This is a genomic window from Pseudomonas sp. Nvir (assembly GCF_963778085.1).
Lineage (GTDB): Bacteria > Pseudomonadota > Gammaproteobacteria > Pseudomonadales > Pseudomonadaceae > Aquipseudomonas > Aquipseudomonas juntendi.
On record NZ_OY970405.1, the window covers coordinates 2,018,591 to 2,038,834 of the forward strand.

18 protein-coding genes are annotated in these 20,244 nt (G+C 64.9%); 14 read left to right on the forward strand and 4 right to left on the reverse strand.

Going from position 1 to position 20,244, the window contains the following annotated elements:
* Window positions 1-19: 19 nt before the first annotated feature.
* The 14 genes from AACG97_RS09570 to AACG97_RS09635 all read left to right on the forward strand — a co-directional run bounded on the left by AACG97_RS09570 (window position 20) and on the right by AACG97_RS09635 (window position 14,033).
* Entirely contained in the window at window positions 20-1,045 is a 1,026-nt protein-coding gene (locus AACG97_RS09570; protein ID WP_009683173.1) for an NAD(P)H-dependent glycerol-3-phosphate dehydrogenase, read from the forward strand.
* 24 nt (window positions 1,046-1,069) lie between these two features.
* Window positions 1,070-1,417: a DUF4389 domain-containing protein gene (locus tag AACG97_RS09575; RefSeq protein ID WP_029887739.1), complete on the forward strand. Its 348-nt coding sequence runs from the start codon at window positions 1,070-1,072 to the stop codon at window positions 1,415-1,417.
* The gene (gene sixA, locus AACG97_RS09580; RefSeq protein ID WP_009683171.1) at window positions 1,414-1,872 is read left to right on the forward strand and encodes a phosphohistidine phosphatase SixA; all 459 of its coding nucleotides are present in this window, start codon (window positions 1,414-1,416) and stop codon (window positions 1,870-1,872) included. The genes AACG97_RS09575 and sixA overlap by 4 nt, the downstream gene beginning before the upstream one ends.
* 117 nt (window positions 1,873-1,989) lie before the next feature.
* A complete protein-coding gene (locus tag AACG97_RS09585; RefSeq protein WP_009683170.1) occupies window positions 1,990-2,397 on the forward strand; it encodes a hypothetical protein in 408 nt (135 codons plus the stop codon).
* Window positions 2,398-2,468: 71 nt separating this feature from the next.
* Window positions 2,469-3,257: an alpha/beta fold hydrolase gene (locus AACG97_RS09590; protein WP_009683169.1), complete on the forward strand. Its 789-nt coding sequence runs from the start codon at window positions 2,469-2,471 to the stop codon at window positions 3,255-3,257.
* Window positions 3,254-4,108 carry an alpha/beta hydrolase gene (locus AACG97_RS09595; RefSeq protein WP_009683168.1) on the forward strand — a complete coding sequence of 285 codons (855 nt, stop codon included), beginning with the start codon at window positions 3,254-3,256 and terminating at the stop codon, window positions 4,106-4,108. The genes AACG97_RS09590 and AACG97_RS09595 overlap by 4 nt, the downstream gene beginning before the upstream one ends.
* 108 nt (window positions 4,109-4,216) lie before the next feature.
* A complete protein-coding gene (locus tag AACG97_RS09600) occupies window positions 4,217-5,011 on the forward strand; it encodes a DUF4892 domain-containing protein (RefSeq protein ID WP_047149932.1) in 795 nt (264 codons plus the stop codon).
* A 12-nt stretch (window positions 5,012-5,023) separates the two neighbouring features.
* Window positions 5,024-6,076 carry an AI-2E family transporter gene (locus AACG97_RS09605; RefSeq protein WP_047149931.1) on the forward strand — a complete coding sequence of 351 codons (1,053 nt, stop codon included), beginning with the start codon at window positions 5,024-5,026 and terminating at the stop codon, window positions 6,074-6,076.
* 175 nt (window positions 6,077-6,251) lie between these two features.
* Window positions 6,252-6,341 (forward strand): K(+)-transporting ATPase subunit F, encoded by a 90-nt coding sequence (gene kdpF / locus AACG97_RS09610; RefSeq protein WP_033690477.1) that lies wholly within the window; start codon window positions 6,252-6,254, stop codon window positions 6,339-6,341.
* 9 nt (window positions 6,342-6,350) lie between these two features.
* Window positions 6,351-8,045, forward strand: a complete 1,695-nt coding sequence (gene kdpA / locus AACG97_RS09615) for a potassium-transporting ATPase subunit KdpA (protein WP_125854605.1) — start codon at window positions 6,351-6,353, stop codon at window positions 8,043-8,045.
* A 9-nt stretch (window positions 8,046-8,054) separates the two neighbouring features.
* Window positions 8,055-10,109, forward strand: coding sequence for a potassium-transporting ATPase subunit KdpB (gene kdpB / locus AACG97_RS09620; RefSeq protein WP_033690476.1), 2,055 nt, complete (start codon window positions 8,055-8,057; stop codon window positions 10,107-10,109).
* Window positions 10,110-10,119: 10 nt separating this feature from the next.
* On the forward strand, window positions 10,120-10,683 hold the full coding sequence (gene kdpC, locus AACG97_RS09625) for a potassium-transporting ATPase subunit KdpC (protein ID WP_047149930.1): 564 nt from the start codon (window positions 10,120-10,122) through the stop codon (window positions 10,681-10,683).
* A gap of 3 nt (window positions 10,684-10,686) precedes the next feature.
* Entirely contained in the window at window positions 10,687-13,341 is a 2,655-nt protein-coding gene (locus AACG97_RS09630; protein ID WP_054904239.1) for a sensor histidine kinase, read from the forward strand.
* Window positions 13,338-14,033 carry a response regulator gene (locus AACG97_RS09635; RefSeq protein WP_009683157.1) on the forward strand — a complete coding sequence of 232 codons (696 nt, stop codon included), beginning with the start codon at window positions 13,338-13,340 and terminating at the stop codon, window positions 14,031-14,033. The genes AACG97_RS09630 and AACG97_RS09635 overlap by 4 nt, the downstream gene beginning before the upstream one ends.
* A gap of 101 nt (window positions 14,034-14,134) precedes the next feature.
* On the opposite strand, the gene AACG97_RS09640 is transcribed toward AACG97_RS09635, so the two are convergent.
* The 4 genes from AACG97_RS09640 to AACG97_RS09655 form a co-directional block, all read right to left on the reverse strand.
* Entirely contained in the window at window positions 14,135-14,905 is a 771-nt protein-coding gene (locus AACG97_RS09640; protein WP_318782722.1) for a DUF6708 domain-containing protein, read from the reverse strand.
* Window positions 14,905-18,084 (reverse strand): T6SS effector BTH_I2691 family protein, encoded by a 3,180-nt coding sequence (locus AACG97_RS09645; protein WP_225785719.1) that lies wholly within the window; start codon window positions 18,082-18,084, stop codon window positions 14,905-14,907. Before AACG97_RS09645 ends, AACG97_RS09640 begins: the two co-directional genes overlap by 1 nt.
* On the reverse strand, window positions 18,081-19,040 hold the full coding sequence (locus AACG97_RS09650) for a hypothetical protein (protein ID WP_197886013.1): 960 nt from the start codon (window positions 19,038-19,040) through the stop codon (window positions 18,081-18,083). Before AACG97_RS09650 ends, AACG97_RS09645 begins: the two co-directional genes overlap by 4 nt.
* Window positions 19,041-19,204: 164 nt before the next feature.
* Complete coding sequence (locus tag AACG97_RS09655) at window positions 19,205-20,110, reverse strand: LysR family transcriptional regulator (protein WP_047149926.1); 906 nt, start codon at window positions 20,108-20,110, stop codon at window positions 19,205-19,207.
* Window positions 20,111-20,244: the final 134 nt, after the last annotated feature.

Below are 20,244 nucleotides of genomic sequence, written 5' to 3' on the forward strand. Positions count from 1 at the left end.
TGGCTTTAACGGATTGAATATGACTGAACAGCAACCTGTTGCAGTTCTGGGCGGCGGCAGCTTCGGTACCGCCGTGGCGAACCTGCTGGCGGAAAACGGTGTGCCGGTGCGCCAATGGATGCGCGACCCGGCCCAGGCCGAGGCCATGCGTGTCAATCGTGAAAACCCGCGCTACCTCAAGGGCATTCGCCTGCACGACGGGGTGGAACCGGTCAATGACCTGCTGGCCACCTTGCAAGCCAGCGAGCTGGTGTTCGTGGCCCTGCCATCCAGCGCATTGCGCAGCGTGCTGGCGCCGCATGCCGAGCTGTTGCGCGGCAAGGGCCTGGTCAGCCTGACCAAGGGCATCGAGGCGCAGAGCTTCAAGCTGATGAGCCAGATCCTCGAAGAGATCGCCCCCCAGGCACGCATCGGCGTGTTGTCCGGGCCCAACCTGGCCCGCGAAATTGCCGAGCACGCGTTGACTGCCACGGTAGTGGCCAGCGAACACGAAGCGCTGTGCCAGCAGGTGCAAACGGTGTTGCACGGGCGTACCTTCCGCGTTTACGCCAGTGCCGACCGATTTGGCGTGGAACTGGGCGGGGCGCTGAAGAACGTTTATGCGATCATCGCCGGCATGGCCGTGGCCTTGGGCATGGGCGAAAACACCAAGAGCATGCTGATTACCCGTGCCCTGGCCGAAATGACCCGCTTTGCCGTCAGCCTGGGCGCCAACCCCATGACCTTCCTGGGCCTGGCCGGGGTCGGTGACCTGATCGTCACCTGTTCGTCCCCCAAAAGCCGCAACTACCAGGTGGGTTTCGCACTGGGGCAGGGCCAGAGCCTGGAGGAGGCCGTTACCCGCCTGGGCGAAGTGGCCGAAGGCGTCAACACGCTCAAGGTGCTCAAGGCCAAGGCCCAGGAGGTGCAGGTGTACATGCCGCTGGTGGCGGGCCTGCATGCCATTCTGTTCGAGGGCCGCACGCTGAACCAGGTCATCGAGCACCTGATGCGTGCCGAGCCCAAGACCGACGTCGATTTCATTTCCATCAGCGGCTTCAACTGAGCCGAACAGAGCAAGGAGCGGTACATGAACGATACCCCGGAGCGCGCCCAACGCGAGTCGATCATCCTGCGGGTGCTGTGGATGCTGGTGTTCCTGGTGGTTTGGCAACTGGCTGAATTGCTGTTGGGCGGCCTGGTGCTGGTGCAGCTGGTCTACCGCCTGGTGTATGGTGCCCCCAGCGCCAGCCTGATGAATTTCGGCGACAGCCTGAGCCAGTACCTGGCGCAGATCGGCCGTTTCGGCACCTTCCATACCGACCAGAAACCCTGGCCGTTCGCCGATTGGCCAGCAGCGCGTGCGCCGGAAGGCGAGGCGCCGCACGCCGTAGCCCCGGCCCCGCACCCTGTGCGTGACGAGGAGCCCAAGCTGTGAAACTGTGGGTACTGCGCCACGGTGAGGCCGAACTGCGGGCCAACAGCGATGCCGAACGGCGCCTGACTGCGCATGGCCGCGAGCAGGTGGTGCGCAGCGCTGCCCACCTGCTGGGGCAGCCATTGCAGGCGATCATCGCCAGCCCTTATGTGCGGGCCCAGCAGACTGCGGCGCTGGTGCACGAGACCCTGGGGTTTGCCGAGCCACTGCGCACCGTGCCTTGGCTCACACCAGAGGCCGATGTGCAGCAGGTCATCGGCGAAATCGAGCGGCTGGGGCTGGAGCATGTGCTGCTGGTCAGCCATCAGCCGCTGGTGGGCAACCTGGTCGGGCTGTTGCAACATGGCCACCTGCAACAGCCAGCGGCCATGAGCACGGCCAGCCTGGCCGAGCTGGAAGGGGAGTGGCCCCTGGCCGGGCTGATGACCCTGAAGGCGCTCAACGCCCCTGCCTGAGCTTGCGGGGGCCTGGGGCCCCAATACACCGAGATGGCAACTGACATTTTTGCCAGTTGTCGCGCGCCTCGACTGCTTGATAGCGTTGCCCGAAAACCAGCAGTCAGGGAGCGATGCATGAGCGGTGCGATGTGGGAGCTGCTGTGCTCCCTGGACCTGCAACCCACCATAGACCAGGTTGACCAAGGCGTTTCGCTGGACTTCGCCCAGTACAGCCTGCTGCGCGAGGCTGCCGACGCCAAGTTCTACCAGCTGATGCGCAAGGTCGAGGGTTATGGGGTGCCGGGGCCGATCGCCCGGCAACAGAGCGAGCACGACCTGCAGACCCTGCAGGATGCCTGCCTGCGGGTATCCCATCTACTGCAGTCCAGCTGCCTGGCCCTGCGCCGGCTGCAGCTGGATCACCAGGACCAGCGCCTGGCCCGTGAGGCGCTGCAGAGCCAACTGGCCTACATGCAGGCCTGCCTTCGCCGTTCACTGGAGAGTTTCGACCACGCTTCATGGCCTGATAGCCGCCGCCGATGACCTTTCCGGGCATTGCCGAACCGGCTCGCCATGCCGACAATGGGCCATCATTCCCGTCCGGATCAGGCGCCATGTCGCAGCAGATCTTTTTCGCCCATGCCAACGGTTTTCCCTCGGCCACCTACGGCAAGCTGTTCGCCGCGTTGGCGCCGGACTATCAGGTCCAACACCTGGCTCAGCACGGCCATGACCCGCGCTTTCCGGTGGATGACAATTGGCAGAGCCTGGTCGATGAATTGCTGCACCACCTGGCGCAGCAGGAGCAGCCGGTGTGGGGCGTAGGCCATTCGCTGGGTGGGGTTTTGCACCTGCACGCGGCGTTGCGCTGCCCCGAGTACTACCGTGGGGTGGTCATGCTCGACTCTCCGGTGCTGACCCGTGCAGACCAATGGTTGCTGCGCACCGCCAAGCGCTTCGGCTTCATCGACCGCATCACCCCGGCCGGGCGCACCTTGGGGCGCCGTCAGCTTTTCACGGACCGCGACAGTGCCCGTGAGTACTTCGCCGGCAAGTCCCTGTTTCGCCAGTTCGACCCCGACTGCCTGGACGCTTACTTAGAGCATGGCCTGCAGGCGATGGAGCAGGGCCTGCAACTGCGCTTCGACCCGGCCACCGAGATCAGCATCTACCGCAGTATCCCGCATACCAGCCCCGCCCCGGCGCGACAATTGCAGGTGCCGCTGGCCATGGTGCGCGGTGACCGCAGCAAGGTCATCCGGCGCCACCATGCCCTGGCGGTGCGTGGCATGCCGCAAGGGGAGTATCACAGTGTGCCAGGGGGGCATATGTTCCCGTTGGAGCGGCCTGCCGATACCGCCAGCCTGCTCAAGGGCCTGTTCGACCGCTGGGGCCAGGCATGAGCGCGCAGGTCGAGGAAGTTCGCCTGAGTTTGGGCCACATCGAACTGGCCGCACACCTGTTCGGGCCTGTGGACGGTCTGCCGGTGATCGCCCTGCATGGCTGGCTGGACAACGCCAACAGCTTCGCCCGCCTGGCGCCGCTGTTGCGCGGCTTGCGCATCGTTGCCCTGGACCTGGCTGGGCATGGCTATTCGGAGCACCGCCCGCCAGGGGCCAGCTATGCCCTGGCCGACTACGCCCACGATGTACTGCGGGTTGCCGAGCAACTGGGCTGGCAGCGTTTCGCCCTGCTGGGCCATTCGCTCGGCGCCATCATTGCGGTGCAAGTGGCCGGTGCGTTGCCGGAGCGCGTCAGCCACCTGGCCTTGATCGACGGCGTTATCCCACCCACCGGCGCCGAGCAGGATGCCGGTGAGCGCCTGGGCATGGCGTTGCTGGCGCAGCTGCGCCTGGATGGCAAGCGCAAATCGGTGTACACCACCCTCGAGCAAGGTGTGCAGGCGCGCATGAAGGGCATGGTCGCGGTAAGCCGGGAAGCGGCCGAACTGCTGGCGCAGCGCGGGCTGATGCCGGTGCCCGGGGGCTACAGCTGGCGCAGCGACAGCCGCCTGACCCTGCCTTCGCCGTTGCGCCTGAGCGACGCCCAGGCCATGGCCTACGTGCGCCGGGTGAATTGCCCGGCGCAACTGGTGATTGCCGCCGACGGGATGCTGGTGCGCCATACCGCATTGCTGGAGCAGCTACCCTTTGAGCAAATGACACTGCCGGGTGGCCACCACCTGCACTTGAACGATGAGCAGGGCGCGGCCCTTGTCGCAGACTGTTTCAATCGCTTCTTTGGCTTTGCTTGACTTGCACCGGACAAGTGTCGAGGCTTGGCGGGTTGAAAGGGAGACAACCATGCAATTGCCAGACAACCTGGAGCTTCACCTCGGCGCACGGCGCCGCCTGGGTCGCCGATGAGCGCGCCCCTGTCCATCCGCACCGTTGCAGCTGCCTGCCTGGCATTGGCCAGCCCGCTGCTGTGGGCTGGCAGCCTGCCGGTGCCTGCAGACGCCAACGTGGTCGACCAGCGCCCGGCCGTGGAGCAGGAGCGGGTCTACCCGCTGGGCCCATTGCGCAAGATCAGCGGCCGCCTGCGGGTTGACGACAAGGTCGAAAGCCGTGGCCAGGTCAGCTCGGTCACCTACGAGCTGCCGGTCGAACGCACCGCCCGCGAAGCCTTCACCAGCGCCCGCGAGGCGCTGCAGCGCGACGGTGGTTACCCGCTGTTCTGGTGCCAGGGCCGCGATTGCGGCGAGGCCAGCCTGTGGGCCAACGAGGTGTTTGCCAATGCCCGCCTCAACGGGGGGGACGAACAACAGGCGTTCATTCTGCTGCGCCGTTCGGCAGAACAGGCCGACACTCTGGTTGCGTTGTACAGCGTTACCCGCGGCAACCGCCGCGCCTATTTGCATGTGGAAGAGTTCGTCGCCGACAGCCCGTTGGGCGACTTGCTGCCCACGGCGGCCACGGTGCTGCGCGAAATGCGCGATACCGGCAAGCTCGACTACCCGGACCTGGCGGCACCCCAGCCTGCCTGGGCCAACCTGCTGGCACGCAGCCTGAACCTCGACAGTACCCTGCGTGCCAGCCTCAGCGGCGTTCAGGCCGAAGCCTGGCGCGAGGCGCTGATCAAGGCCGGGGTGCGCAACGGTCGCCTTGAAGTGGGCACTGCGCCTACCACTGGCTTGCACCTTGAACTGATTCGTTGAGCGGGTGCTGCGATGGTCAACAATGATCGCCTGCTGGTCCAGATTCTGTTGCTGGCGTTGCTGGGGGCCGGCCTTTGGGTGATGGCACCGTTCATATCGGCATTGCTGTGGGGCGCTATCCTGGCCTTTGCCAGCTGGCCGTTGATGCGCCTGCTCACACGGGTACTGGGGGGGCGCGAGACCCTGGCGGCCAGCCTGCTGACCATGGCCTGGATCCTGATCGTGGCGCTACCGCTGGTGTGGCTGGGTTTCAACCTGGCCGACCACATCCGTGATGCCACCGCGTTCGTCCGTGACGTGCAGGTCGACGGCCTGCCAGATGCCCCGGCCTGGCTGGGGGGCCTGCCGTTCGTGGGCGAGCGCCTGGTCAGCTGGTGGCAGTCGCTGGACCAGCAGGGGGCAGCCTTGCTGGCCTCGGTCAAACCGCACCTGGGGCAGGTTGGCAACTGGTTGCTGGCGCGCAGCGCGCAAATCGGCAGCGGCGTGCTGGAACTCACACTCAGCCTGGTGTTCGTGTTCTTTTTCTACCGTGACGGGCCGCGTTTGTCGGCGTTCGTGCTGCGCCTGCTGCACCGCTTGATGGGCGACCGTGCCGCGTACTACCTGGAGCTGGTGGCCGCCACCGTGCAGCGGGTGGTCAATGGGGTGATTGGTACCGCCGCGGCGCAAGCGCTGTTGGCGTTGATCGGTTTTCTGATCGCCGGCGTGCCGGGGGCCATTGTGCTCGGCCTGGTGACCTTCATGCTCAGCCTGATTCCCATGGGGCCGCCACTGGCCTGGATCCCGGCCACCGCCTGGCTGGTGTGGAAGGGCGAGTACGGCATGGCGGTGTTCCTCGGTATCTGGGGCACGTTCGTCATCAGTGGCGTGGACAACGTGCTCAAGCCCTACCTGATCAGCCGGGGCGGCAACCTGCCGCTGGTCATCGTACTGCTGGGCGTGTTCGGCGGCCTGCTGGCGTTCGGCTTCATTGGCCTGTTCATCGGGCCTACCTTGCTGGCGGTCGGCTACAGCCTGTTGCTGGACTGGAGCCGTAACGCCGTAGAGCAACCGCCCCAGCACTAGCCTGTACGGGCCCGCTTCGCGCAGGCGTGCGCGAAGCGGGCCGCGCCGCGGCCTCGACACCCTGATCTTTACGCATTCTTTATACCCCTCGCTGCCCCTCCATCTCGTTCCTTTACACCCCTTCCTCGGACAATTCCCCAAAGCGGCCCAAGCCGCATCTCGGGGAGAACCACACATGAACATGCTCGACGGGCTGTCACTGCTACTGGCAGTGGCCTTGGCGTTTTATCTGCTGGTGGCGCTTTTGCGCGCCGATCGCGGCTAAGGAGCGGCCATGCACAGTTACGACTACGCCTTGCTCCTGGCATTCTTCGCCCTGGTGCTACTGCCGGCACCCTGGCTAGGGCGTTTCTATTTCAAGGTTATGGAAGGCCAGCGTACCTGGCTGTCACCCGTACTCGGCCCGGTCGAGCAGGCTTGCTATCGGCTGGCGGGGGTGGATGCCCGCCAAGAGCAGAACTGGCGCCAGTACACCCTGGCGTTGCTGAGCTTCAACCTGGCCGGCTTCCTGCTTTTGTTCACGGTATTGCTGCTGCAGGGCTACCTGCCCCTCAACCCGCAGCACCTGCCTGGCCAGGAATGGTCGCTGGCATTCAACACCGCCGTCAGCTTCGTCACCAATACCAACTGGCAGGCTTACAGCGGCGAGGCGTCGGTCAGCTACCTGAGCCAGATGCTTGGCCTGACGGTGCAGAACTTCGTCAGCGCCGCCACGGGCCTGGCCGTGCTGGTCGCGCTGTGCCGCGGTATTGCCCGGCGTAGCAGCGCAACGCTGGGCAACTTCTGGGTCGACATGACCCGCGCCACCCTTTACGGTTTGCTGCCGTTGTGCCTGTTGCTGGCGCTGCTGCTGGTATGGCAGGGCGTGCCGCAGACCTTTGCCGACTATGCCCACGCGTTGACCCTGCAAGGTGCCGACCAGAGTATCCCGTTGGGCCCGGCCGCCAGCCAGATCGCCATCAAGCAGCTGGGGACCAACGGCGGCGGTTTTTTCGGCGTGAACTCGGCGCACCCGTTCGAGAACCCCACGGCCTGGAGCAACCTGTTCGAGGTGGCATCGATCATCCTTATTCCGGCGGCCCTGGTGTTCACCTTCGGCCACTACGTCAAGGACCTGCGCCAGAGCCGCGCCATCCTTGCCTGCATGCTCGCATTGTTCCTGATTGGCGGCAGCACGGCGCTGTGGGCCGAGCACCAGCCCAACCCGGCGCTTGCAGGCGAACAGGTCCAGCAGAGCGGCCCCATGGAAGGCAAGGAAAGCCGCTTCGGGACTACCGCTTCGGTACTGTGGACCGTGACCACCACTGCCGCATCCAATGGCTCGGTCAATGCCATGCACGACAGCCTCAACCCGCTGACTGGCATGGTGGCGATGGTCAACATGATGGTCGGTGAGGTGATTTTTGGCGGTGTCGGCGCAGGGCTGTACGGCATGTTGCTGTTCGTGTTGATCGCCGTGTTCCTGGCCGGGCTGATGATTGGTCGTACGCCGGAGTACCTGGGCAAGAAGCTGCAGGCCCGTGAGGTGCAGTTGCTGGTGGCCACGCTGCTGGTGATGCCGCTGGGTGTGCTGGTGCTTGGCGCCATCGCTGCCAGCCTGCCGGGCCCGGCAGGGGCGGTCAGCAACCCGGGGGCGCATGGTTTCAGCCAACTGCTGTACGCCTACACCTCGGGTGCCGCCAACAACGGCTCGGCGTTCGCCGGGTTCGGTGCCAACACGGTGTACCACAACCTGATGATCGGCCTGGCCATGCTGATCGGCCGCTTCGGCTACATCCTGCCGGTACTGGCCTTGGCCGGCAGCCTGGCGGCCAAGAAGACCGCGCCCCTTGGAGTCAACAGCTTCCCCACCCACGGCCCGCTGTTCACCGGCCTGCTGCTGGTGACCATCCTGCTGGTCGGTGGCCTGACATTTTTGCCGACCTTGGCCCTTGGGCCGATCGCCGAACATTTGAGCCTGGGTTTTTGAGGATCGACCATGAATATGCCCATTCCTGAAATGAAAGCCCGGCACAGTGCCAAAGACCAGACCCGGTTTGCGGCGCTGTGGCGCCCAGCGCTGGTACAGGCCTTGGTCAAGCTCGACCCACGCCAGTTGCAGCGCTCGCCGGTCATGCTGGTGGTGGCGGTGACGGCGCTGCTGACCACGGTACTGTGTTTTGCCCCTGGCAGTGGCGTCAGCCGCGGCGTGGCCGTGCAGATTGCCCTGTGGCTGTGGTTCACCGTGTTGTTCGCCAACTTTGCCGAAGCCCTTGCCGAAGGGCGCGGTAAAGCCCGCGCCGACAGCCTCAAGGCCGGCAGCCAAGGCTTGACCGCCCAGCGCCGTCAGCGTGACGGCCACTATGAAACGGTAGCTGCCGGCGCCTTGCGCAAAGACGATGTGGTGCGTGTGGTGGCCGGTGAAATGATCCCCGCCGATGGTGAGGTGCTCGAAGGGATCGCAGCGGTCAACGAGGCAGCGATCACGGGTGAGTCGGCGCCGGTCATTCGTGAATCCGGTGGCGACCGCTCGGCCGTCACCGGTAACACCCGGCTGGTTTCCGACTGGCTGCTGATCCGCATCACCAGCAACCCGGGCGAGTCCACCCTGGACCGCATGATTGCCCTGGTCGAAGGTGCCAAGCGGCAGAAAACCCCCAATGAAGTCGCCCTCGACATCCTGCTGATCGGGCTGACGCTGATCTTCCTGATCGTGGTGGTGACCTTGCAGCCATTCGCCCACTTCGTCGGCGGCAGCCTGCCGCTGATCTTTCTCGCTGCCTTGCTGGTGACGTTGATCCCCACCACCATCGGTGGCCTGTTGTCGGCCATCGGCATTGCCGGTATGGACCGGTTGGTACGGTTGAACGTGATCGCCCGCTCGGGCCGTGCCGTGGAAGCGGCCGGGGACGTGCATACCCTGATGCTCGACAAGACCGGCACCATTACCTTCGGCAACCGCCGTTGCAGCGCGCTGCACGCTGCACCGGGGGTAACCGCGCGGGAACTGGGGGAGGGCGCCCTGCTGGCCTCGCTGGCCGACGACACCGCAGAAGGCAAGTCGATCGTCGAGTACCTGCGTCAGTTGCATGACGTTGTCGAGCCCCCTGCCGGGCACTACGAAGCCGTGGCATTCAGTGCCGAAACGCGCCTGTCGGGCATCGACTTCCAGCAGCGCCGCTACCGCAAGGGGGCCGTCGATGCGGTGCTGGCATTCGTCGGCATGCAGCGCCTGGACATGCCGCCAGCGCTGGCCCGTGAGGTTGAACGCATCGCCCAGAGCGGTGGCACGCCCTTGCTGGTGTGCCTGGACAAGCGCCTGCTTGGGGTGATCCACCTCAAGGACGTGGTCAAGCCTGGCATCCGCGAACGCTTCGCCGAATTGCGCAAGCTGGGTATCCGCACCGTGATGGTGACCGGTGACAACCCGTTGACGGCTGCTGCCATCGCAGCGGAGGCCGGGGTGGATGATGTGCTGGCCGAGGCCACGCCGGAGAAAAAGCTGGCGCGCATTCGCCAGGAGCAGAACGACGGCCGCCTGGTGGCCATGTGCGGCGACGGTGCCAACGACGCCCCGGCGCTGGCCCAGGCCGACGTAGGCATGGCCATGAATGACGGCACCCAGGCGGCGCGCGAGGCGGCCAACATGGTCGACCTGGACAGCGACCCGACCAAGCTGCTGGACGTGGTGCAGGTCGGCAAGCAGTTGCTGGTGACCCGGGGGGCGCTGACCACCTTTTCCATCGCTAATGACGTGGCCAAGTACTTCGCCATCCTGCCGGCGCTGTTCGCTGCCATCTACCCGCAGTTGGGGGTGCTCAACCTGATGCACCTGGCCAGCCCGCAAAGCGCGATCCTTTCGGCCATCGTGTTCAATGCCCTGATCATCGTCGTGCTGATTCCTTTGGCGCTACGGGGTGTGCGGGTCCAGGCGGCCAGCGCTGCCCACTTGTTGCGGCGCAACCTGTTGATCTACGGGCTGGGCGGCATCGTGGTGCCGTTTGCCGGCATCAAGCTGATCGATCTGTTGCTCAACGCCCTGCACCTTGTCTGAGGAGGCCACCATGAACGCTTATCTACGCCCTGCCTTGAGCCTGGCCTTGACGATGACCTTGATCACTGGCGCGCTATACCCCCTGGTGGTGACCGGAGTCGCCCAGGTGGCTTTCCCGGTACAGGCCAACGGCAGCCTGGTGCGCGATGACCAGGGCCAGGTGCGGGGTTCGGCCCTGATTGCCCAGAACTTCCAGGGCGATGGCTGGTTCCATTCACGGCCTTCGGCAGGCGCCTACGCCACCGTGGCCAGCAGCGCCAGCAACCTTGCGCCGAGCAACCCGGCGCTGGTGGCGCGGGTCCAGGGCGATGCGGCGCTGCTGTACCAGGCCCAGCAAGGGCCGGTACCGCAGGCGCTGCTGACCACCTCGGGCAGCGGCCTGGACCCGCACCTGCCACCGGCGGCGGTGGCCTATCAGATTCCCCGGGTCGCAGCGGCGCGGCAGTTGCCCGTGGCGCGCTTGCAAGCCTTGCAGGAAGAGGCCACCCTCAGGCCATTGATCGGCCCGCCGGTGGTCAATGTGCTGGCGTTGAACCGGGCCCTGGAAAAACTCGCCAGCAAGAGCAAAGGATGAAACATGAGTGATTCCGCGCGTGCAGACGCGTTGTTGGCTACCCTGCCGCGCACCGGCCGTGGCCGGCTGAAGGTGTTCCTCGGTGCTGCGCCGGGGGTGGGCAAGACCTTCGCCATGCTGCAAGCCGCGCATGCCCAGCAACGCCAGGGTGTGCAGGTAGTGGCCGGGGTGGTCGAAACCCATGGCCGTGGCGAAACCGAGGCGCTGCTTGCCGGCTTGTTGCAGCAGCCCATGCTGCGCAGCCAGTATCGGGGGGTCACCCTTGAGGAAATGGACCTCGACGGCCTGCTCGCGTGTGCGCCAGCCTTGGCACTGGTCGATGAGCTGGCGCACACCAACGCCCCCGGCAGCCGCCACGCCAAGCGCTGGCAGGACGTGCAGGAGCTGCTGGCCGCGGGCATCGACGTGTACACCACGGTCAATGTGCAGCACCTGGAAAGCCTCAACGACAAGGTGCGCGACATCACCGGCGTGCACGTGCGCGAAACCTTGCCTGACTGGGTGCTGCAGGAAGCCTTCGAGCTGGTGCTGATCGACCTGCCACCGCGTGAGCTGCTGGAGCGCTTGCGTGAAGGCAAGGTGTACGTGCCCGAGCAGGCGCGGGCCGCCATCGATGCGTTTTTCTCGCAAACCAACCTCACCGCTCTGCGCGAACTGGCCATGCAGACGGCCGCCGCCCAGGTCGATGCCGACCTGGCCCATGGCTACCGCCAGCGCGGGCAGGCAGCCCCCGCGTTGCGCGGCCGGCTGCTGGTCGGTGTGGATGGCGATGACCAGGCCGAGCGCCTGGTGCGTCACGCCAGCCGCGTGGCCCAGCGCCGCCACTTGCCGTGGAGCCTGGTGCACGTGGACAACGGCCGTTTGCGTGACGAGGCAGCCCGCCAGCGCCTGCAGGCGGCCCAGCAACTGGCCGAGCGCCTGGGAGGCGAAGTGGTGTTGCTGCGTGCCGGTGAAGTGGCGCGCACGCTGATCCAGCATGCGGCCGAGCGGCGCGCCAGCCTGGTACTGGTCGGCCAGTCGCGCGACCGTGTGCACCGGCGCTGGTTCGGTGCAGGGGTGGCTGCCCGGCTGTTGCGTGAAAGCCATGGGCTGGAAATCAACGTGCTAGACCGCGATGTACAGCCCTCGGCGCCGCGTTCGGCGGTGCGCCGGGTGTGGGTCTGGCGGCACTACCTGCTGGCGTTGCTGGCCACCGGGATGGCCGCAGGCCTGGCTTGGGCCGTGTCGAGCGTGCTGGCACTGCCGAACATCTCGCTGGTGTTTCTGGCCGCGGTGCTGCTGGTGGCGGTACGCAGCAGCCTGGGGCCGGCCCTGGCCTGCGCGGCACTGTCGTTCCTGGCGTATGACTTTCTGTTCATTCCGCCCAATTTCTCGTTCAGCATCCAGCGCGAAGAAGATGTGCTGACGCTGGTGTTCTTCCTGCTGATGGCCGCCCTTACCGGCAACCTGGCCGCCCGCCAGCGCCGCCAGTTGCAGGCGCTGCGCGAAACCCAGGCGCAGACCAGCCAATTGCTCGACCTGTCGCGCAGGCTGACGGTGGCCACTGACCGCCAGGCCGTGTTCAACGCCGCCGGGCAGCACCTGGGCGGCTGGCGCGACCTGCAAGTGTGCCTGCTGCAGCGCACTGCCGATGGCCAACTGCAGGTGGCCAGCGGCGAGCACCAGGGCTTCAGCGCCACCGAGCGGGCCGCCGCCGATTGGGCCTGGCAACACGGGCAGGCCGCCGGGCACGGCAGCGACACCCTGCCGGAGGGGCGCTGGTGGTGGTGGCCACTGGCGGTGGATGAGCAACCGCTGGCGCTGTTGGGCGTGCGCCCACGCTCAGGCCAGCCGCTGAGCGACCCGCGTCGGCGCCTGCTGATCGCCCTTGGCCAGCCGCTGGCCCAGGCCCTGGCCCGTGCCCGCCTTGCCGAACAACTGGAAGCCGCGCGCTTGCATGGCGAGACCGAGCAGCTGCGCAGTGCCTTGCTGGCTTCGGTATCCCACGACCTGCGCACCCCATTGACGGCCATGCGCGGCAGCATCGACAGCTTGCTGGCGCTGGGCGAAGCGATTCCGCTCGACGACCGCCGCGAGCTGTTGGAGGGCACCCGCGACGAGGCCGAGCGCCTGGACCGCTACATCCAGAACCTGTTGGACATGACACGCCTGGGGCACGGTGGCCTCAAGCTGGCCCGCGACTGGGTGGCGCCAGCCGATATCGTTGGCAGTGCGCTCAACCGCCTGCGCGTGGTGTTGGCGCCGCTTCGCGTGCACACCGACGTGCCTGGCGATCTGCCGCTGCTGTTCGTGCATGCGGCATTGATCGAGCAGGCATTGGTCAATGTGCTGGAGAACGCTGCGCGCTTCTCGCCGGCCAATGGTCGGCTGGAGCTGCGGGTGGCGGTGCAGGACGAGCGGCTGTGCCTGACCGTGAGCGACCAAGGGCCGGGCATTCCCGTGGGCGAGCGCGAAAAGATCTTCGACATGTTCTACACCGCCGCCCGGGGCGATCGCGGCGGGCAGGGGACTGGCCTGGGCCTGGCCATCTGCCAGGGCATGATCGGTGCCCATGGCGGGCAGATCCTGGTGGGCGAAGGCATTGATGGCCAGGGCACCGGCATCACTTTATGCTTGCCGCTGCCCCCGCAACCTGCAGCCGAAAGTGAAAGCCCATGAGCCAGCCCGCCACCCTGTTGGTTATCGACGATGAACCGCAGATCCGCAAATTCCTGCGTATCAGCCTGGCCTCGCAAGGCTACAAGGTGCTCGAGGCGGCTACCGGTGCCGAAGGCTTGGCCCAGGCGGCCTTGGGCAAGCCGGACCTGGTCGTGCTGGACCTGGGCCTGCCTGACATGGACGGCCAGCAGGTGTTGCGGGAGCTGCGGGAATGGAGCTCGGTCCCGGTGTTGGTGCTGTCAGTGCGTGCCAGTGAGCTGCAGAAGGTCGATGCGCTGGATGGTGGGGCCAACGACTATGTGACCAAGCCGTTCGGTATCCAGGAATTTCTCGCCCGGGTCCGTGCGTTATTGCGCCAGGTGCCGCAAGCCGGGGGCTCGGAAGTGAAGGCCAGCTTCGGGCCGTTGACGGTGGACTTCGCCTTTCGCCGGGTAACCCTGGAGGGCGTGGAGGTGGCGCTGACACGCAAGGAGTACGCGCTGCTGGCGTTACTGGCCGGGCACCCGGGGCGAGTGATGACCCAGCAGCAACTGCTCAAGGATATCTGGGGGCCCAGCCATGTGGAGGATACCCATTACCTGCGCATCGTGGTCGGGCACCTGCGCCAGAAACTAGGCGATGACCCCACGGCGCCACGCTTCATCATCACCGAAGCGGGGGTGGGTTACAGGCTGGTGGCGCCTGTTGCCTAGCGGAAAGTCGCGCTGGTTGCGGCTGGACCACGCAGCGCCGACCACGCGGCTGCCTGGGGTGGAACAGGTTCTTCGCCCGGTGAATTGAGCATCGGGTGACTTCAAGGGGCTGTTCTTGACTCCAGGTCCATTTCGGCTGGCCATTCCACTTTAGGGGCCAGGCGCAAGGCGAACTCACACCAGAGTACGTCGTTGTGATCCTTCGGCTCCCCAGGTGGGGGTAAGGCGCTGGGGCCATGCTGCATGTAAGTGCAGACGTAAGCCCAGGCATGCTGATCCGCCCCCATGGTACTCAGGGGAAACCGGTCGATGACGTTGTTCGTTCCGGGTGCGACGATGGACAGCATGACCCCACATTTGAAACTGGGCGCACCGCTTCCCGGCAGGCCACGCTGAAACCAGCGCTCGGCGCGCACTTGCGACCAGTCGTAGCAGACTGGCTCGACTTTCCAGGTTCCAAAGGGGTTCCACCAACAGTATTTAAAGTTGTAGGCGTAGATTTTTTTTCGTTTACGATTGAAACGAATGGGTTCGTCGCGGGGGAGAGATAGACTGATTCGAATGAAAAAAACGGATCCCCATACTCCGCTGACTAATGAAAAAATGCTAATGATTAGGAACTCAAAGTCAAATTGTTCGAGAGTTTTTATTGTCTCAATGGGTAAGTAGGCAGTGAAAAAAATAACGGGCAGTGAAATTATGGCCGTTAATTCCCTGGCTCCGCTTATAGCTCTAGCTATTTCAAGGTAGATTGAATCTTGGTGGTTTGGGGGTTGGTAACCTAAGCCAGGTATACTTGTGCAGGGAGCATCGGGTAGGGGAAGGTCTTCCTTCCAACCAGCACAAGGGGGATTCAGTAGCGGCCGGGGCATTAGAAGATACTCCAGGTGGAATTAATTTTATTCTCGAGTGTTATCACTTTTGCATGGTTCGATTTATCGTGTCTGTTGGGCCAATAGGCAAGAGTCAACTCTATCCCCTCTATAGTATGATTGTCCAAAAGGGGAAGTGAACCAGTGATGCGAATGGTTCTGTCGAGGGCTCTGAAGATAAAGTGTTTATCGAGACTCGCAGGCTCAGCGAGGACACCTTCTGAAGCTCTTGAGTTGCATTCGATTCTCCCAGTATCAGAGTTATAAGCGGCGATGCAACATGGTTGACCAACGCGTGATGGGATTATTACAAGATGCCATTCGTACTGCGTCAATTCGGAGGTCGGGTTCGGCAGACTGAGATCTACGTCTAGATAGAAGCCCGCCGCAACAGCGTTTCCGTCATTAAGCATCCCTCCTGCTGAATATGGCGTATTTGCGGTGTGGGAGGAATGAAATCTCGTTTCGATCGACACGTAAGCGTGTAGACCAATGACTGCTGCATTGAATGCGCTAACAGCGTTGTCGAGGTCTTTGTCTTCGATCCAGCGTCGATGGCCCTCTGGCTTTCCCCATTTACTGTGTCGTGTCCACAGCTCTAACAATGAAGACTCATGGTCTTTGGCGTTTATCGCCAGTACGTAGGCCGCCAGTCCAAATAAAACAACAGTGCCTAGCGCGATGAGAAGAGAGGTCGTCAATACGGCGCTAACAATGCCAGCGCCAGCAGAGAGTACTGATGCTGCGGCTGCGTGCTTGTATGAGAGGCTCGCTAACTCATCACCCTCACGGCCAGTTCGAAGGCCGGCATTCCAGTACTGCACGGCATCCATAACACCAGCCATCGCCGCGATGCCGCCGCCGTACCGCGCAATACTGATGCCCAAACCCGCCGTTAGTATCTGCCCAGGGCGCTGTGTACGTGCGAATACCTGCGCAACAACCAGTCCTGCGGCCTCAACACTGGCACCCAGCACCCCCAGCGATGAAGACCAGACCGCCGCCTGCGCCTCGGGGTTGTGCTGATGGGTCTGCTGTAACGCCCGGTAGTTTCTACGCAGGCTGTCCTGCTGAAACCACAGCCCGCCCAGCGCAAGCAGCAGGCCGACGCTGCCCGTACCGGTCGCCGCATCCCGCAGGCTACGCATTGCATCGCTGGCCACGCTTTGCGCCGCCACCGAACTGATCTGCAGCCCGGCAGACACCTGTGCCTTTACCGAGGCTGCACCGATCGCCACATTGCGCACCAGCGCGCCGAAACCTTCGGCCGTCGACGTTTTCAGCTGGACCAACCGTGCCTGTAATTGCTCGGCGCCCTCGAAGGTCCACAGCACCACGTCGATCATCTGGTTGCGGTTACCGACCGCGGCGATATTGATTGCGCCGCTCAGCACCATGGCGCGGACCTTGCGCCCCACGGGGTCGCGGAACTGCTGGTCGACCTGCTGCAGAAATGCATCGGTACGGATTTGCAGGGCCTCGTCGAGCACGCTCAGGTACTCGCCGACGGTCAATGAAACGCGCAGCGGGGTTACGTGCTGCCCGGCATACAGCGCGAAAGCCGCCCGGTGCACATGGCCGACCAGGGTGCGGCTGCGTTCGCTGAGGTGCTGGGCGAGCGTATTCCCTGCGCTGGTGGTCGCGGCCAGCAGTTGACCGATGGCATCCCGCAGCGGCTTGACCATCAGCAACTGGCCCTCGGGGGTGCCAGCGATGGCTTTGATGATGTCGTAGACCTTGCCGAAGTCGTCGCCTGCCAAGCCGCCGATCACGTGCTGCAGCAGCGTCTGGTTCCTGGCCATCAGCGCCTGGTACAACAAGCTGTGCTCGTCTTCCAGCAGGTGCTGCCAGACGAGCTGCGTCATACCCAGCGGCTGACCTTCCTCGGGCATCAGTTCGCTAGGGCCCCCGGCCAGGCAGTCGGCCATCATCTGGATGAAGTACTCGACCGAGACCGGGTCGGCAGCGTCGTAGTCGAAGCGACCGATCTGGTGAAACACCGGCTGGGCGTAGTGCAGCGCGTACAGCTGGCCAACCTGGTCGATCATCGACTGCCAGTGGTTCAGTTCACGGTCGTAGCCAGCCTGGAACGCCGCGCGGGCGCTTTCGTCGTAGCGCGCTTGCAAGCGGTCCCGGGCCTGCTCCTGGTTGCGGGCGGTGTTGCGGCGGGTCTGCCTTGCGATATCCACTGGCGGCAGGTGCGCCTTGATGCCGACGGGGCTGTCGTTCCACTGCTCGACCTGGCGTGCCTTACGCTCAGCTGCCTCGGCGCCCTGTGCGGCGGCCGTGGCAGCATGCAGTTGCTGGATGCCCAGCAACGCCTGGGAGGTGAAGTACTCGAAGTGCCGCTGCGGCTGCGCGCGCCATGCCTGCATGGCCTGGACCCAACCTGTGCGCTGAGCGTTCAGTTCCACCACCATGCCGACGGGGTCGGGCAAGGTCAGCGCCAGCACACCGTTTGGCAATTGTTCCCGGGCAATGACGGTACGCAGATAGTTGTGGGTTTCGGACCACCGACCCAAACGGCTGTAGAAGCCGTGAGCACTCGTGAACCGGGCCGATGAAAAGGTGGAGAACTCGAGCACGCCCTCCATGCCGAAGCGGAAACTGTCGGTCATGGCGATGCCGAGGCTGGCGGGGTCGTTGCGTGCACGGTGCAGGTCGACTTCGACGAAGCGGGCGAGGGTAGCCGGGTCTGACTGGGCGATGGCTTTGCGGTAGCGGTCGAGCACGGTGCGCGGCCACGGATCGTTGGCGAAGGCAACCCAAGCGGTGCGGTACAGCGACGTGTCGATGTTGATGAACGAGGCGATGACGTCATGGCCTGCGGTGGCACACCATTTGGGCAATGGCCTGGGCGGCCCCAGCGGCATCTGCGATACCGGAAACCGCTGCAAGGTGGCATCGGCCGCCACTGCGTAGGCCTGCCAGGTGGCCTGGTCGAGCAGTACGTAAACGTAGCCTTGGCGCAACAGGCGGAGCTGGTCGGTGTGCATCGGGTGGTAGGTGATTTCGCTGTCACTGGCCCAGCGAAACAGGTGCCCGGCATCGGGGCGCGGGGCATAGGCCTCGCGCAGCAGCAGGATGGGCAGGCCAATACGCCCGCAGGCGTTGCAGCCGCCGTGGCTGTTGGGGATTTCTTCCTGCATGGCGGCATGGATGGTTGCACTGATGCTCATGAGTAGCCTCCTGCCTGCGGCAGGTCGGCGACCATGCGTGCCCAGGCACTGTCGCCGTAGCGGGCGAAGCAGGCTGCCAGGCGTTGCTGGCCAGCCACCGCCCGTGCCACATCGCGCTGGATGGTCGGGTGCTCCAGCAGCAAGGGGTGGACCATGAGCAGGTGCAGGCACATGCACTGGATATCGCCACGGTCGCGCAGGCCCTGCTTGAAGGCCCTGATCATCAGGTTCATGACATGGACGGGCGCGTTGGCCGGCAAGCCGGATGAGCCTGGGCATTGGCCACGGGTGGCGCCAGTTTGCGCGGTCGCCAGGCGATGCCAGGCACTGAGCAACTGAATGATCTGTGGCGCGACGCTCTGGGTTGCGCGGACTTCCCGGGTGATGCGCAGCTCGCCAGCCGGCGATGGCCGTTCGAGCACCGTGCAACTGCCGCAACCATCGGGATGCAGCCAGCTGCGAATCGGCCCGAGTACTGCGCCAGCATTGTTCAGGGTGACGCGCAGCAACGCCAGCCTCACGGGTTCGTACCAGGCCGTGATGCCATGCGGGGCGGGCTGATGCAGCACATGGCACTGCTGGCTGATATGCCGGGCAATGGCATCGGCGGGTTGATCGCTGAGCAGCCAGGCACACACGTAGTGCCAGGTGGCCGTAGCCTCTCGGGCGGCGTAGGTTGCGCTCAATGCGGCCAGCGCGCCGCACGCCTGGCCGGGGCGGGCCAGCCGCACCAGCGCAGGCCAGCGTTCAGGGGCCTGCACCAGGCCGCTGCTGTCGATGCGCGTTACGGCGTCACTGCCCAGCGCCTCGGCCAGCCTGGCGATGTCCAGCGGGTGCCCGCCCGGGCAGCCAGCGAAGGGGGCCAGCAGCAGGTAAAAGGCTTCATCGGGGTGGCGGTGCCGGTGCGCGAAGTCATCCACCGACTGCTGGTAGCCGCGTGCGGCTTGGCTCGACATGAGAAGTTCCTTTTCTTCTGGATGGCGAGCGCGAATCTAGCGAGGAATCGCTTCAGTGGGCAGTTACTGGAGTCTTAGTGCGCGGTAGGAATTTTCTTTTTTTGAATCAGGCCGCAGCGTGCCGCCGGCACCCCTTGGCCTGCCCGGCGCTGGGCGCCCGCCGTTCAGGCCCTGGGCGGCTCTGCCTCGAAGCACTGGCGCATGACGTCCAGATAACGGCGGGCGCCCAGGCCCAAGGGGCGTGCCTTGAGCCAGATGATGTCCACCCACAAGCGCAAGCGGCTGGCCATGTTGTCGAAGCGCACTTCGGCCAGCGCGCCGGATGCAATCAGCGGTTCTACCAGGGGTTGTGGCAGGTATGCCCAACCCAGCCCGGACTGCACCAGATCCAGGGTGGCCAGGTAGCTGTCGGTCAGCCAGATGCGCCGCGACAGCACCATGCGCGGGTCCGAGCCGGTGGGCTTGCCCGAAGCCACGATGATTTGCCGTTGCTCGGCGAAGGCTTCTTCGGGCAGCGGCGTGCCGCTGTTCTGCCCGGCCGGATGGCGCGGCGAGGCCACCGCAACCAGCAGCTGGCTACCGGCTTCGAGGAATGACTCGCGCTCATCGATGCCTGGCCGCTCGAACACCAGTGCCAGTTGCACGCTGCCTTCGTGCAGCAGGCGAATGGCCTCGGTCTGGGTGGCCGAGCGCACTTCCACTTCCAGGCTGGGAAACGCCTGGGCGAGGGTTTCCAGTGGCTGGCTCCAGCGCCCGGTCTGCAGTTCGGGCGCCATGGCGATGGTCAGGCGTTTCTCCAGGCCCTGGTGCAATTGCAGGGCCTGGGCGTCGAGCAGGTTGAGCTGGCAGATCACTTGCCTGGCTTGAGGCTCCAGGGCCAGGGCGGCGCTCGTGGGCAGGGCCTTGCGCGTTGCCCGGTCGAACAGCGGCAGGTCCAGTTCGGCCTCGAGTTGAGCGATTGCCATGCTCACCGCGGACGGCACCCGCCCCAGCTTGCGGGCGGCGGCGGAGAACGAGCCGGCATCCAGCACTGCGAGGAAGATTGCCAGGGATTCGCTGGAGAAGGCCATGTTCGCTGAACCTGATGTGGGGGCGTTGGTAGCCGATGATACTGGATGGGGTGGCCGGTGCAGGGTTCGAGTTTTTCGAGGCCTGAAATCGCGCGCCTTGAAGGCGAACCCTTCACAATTCAACTTTTACCGCG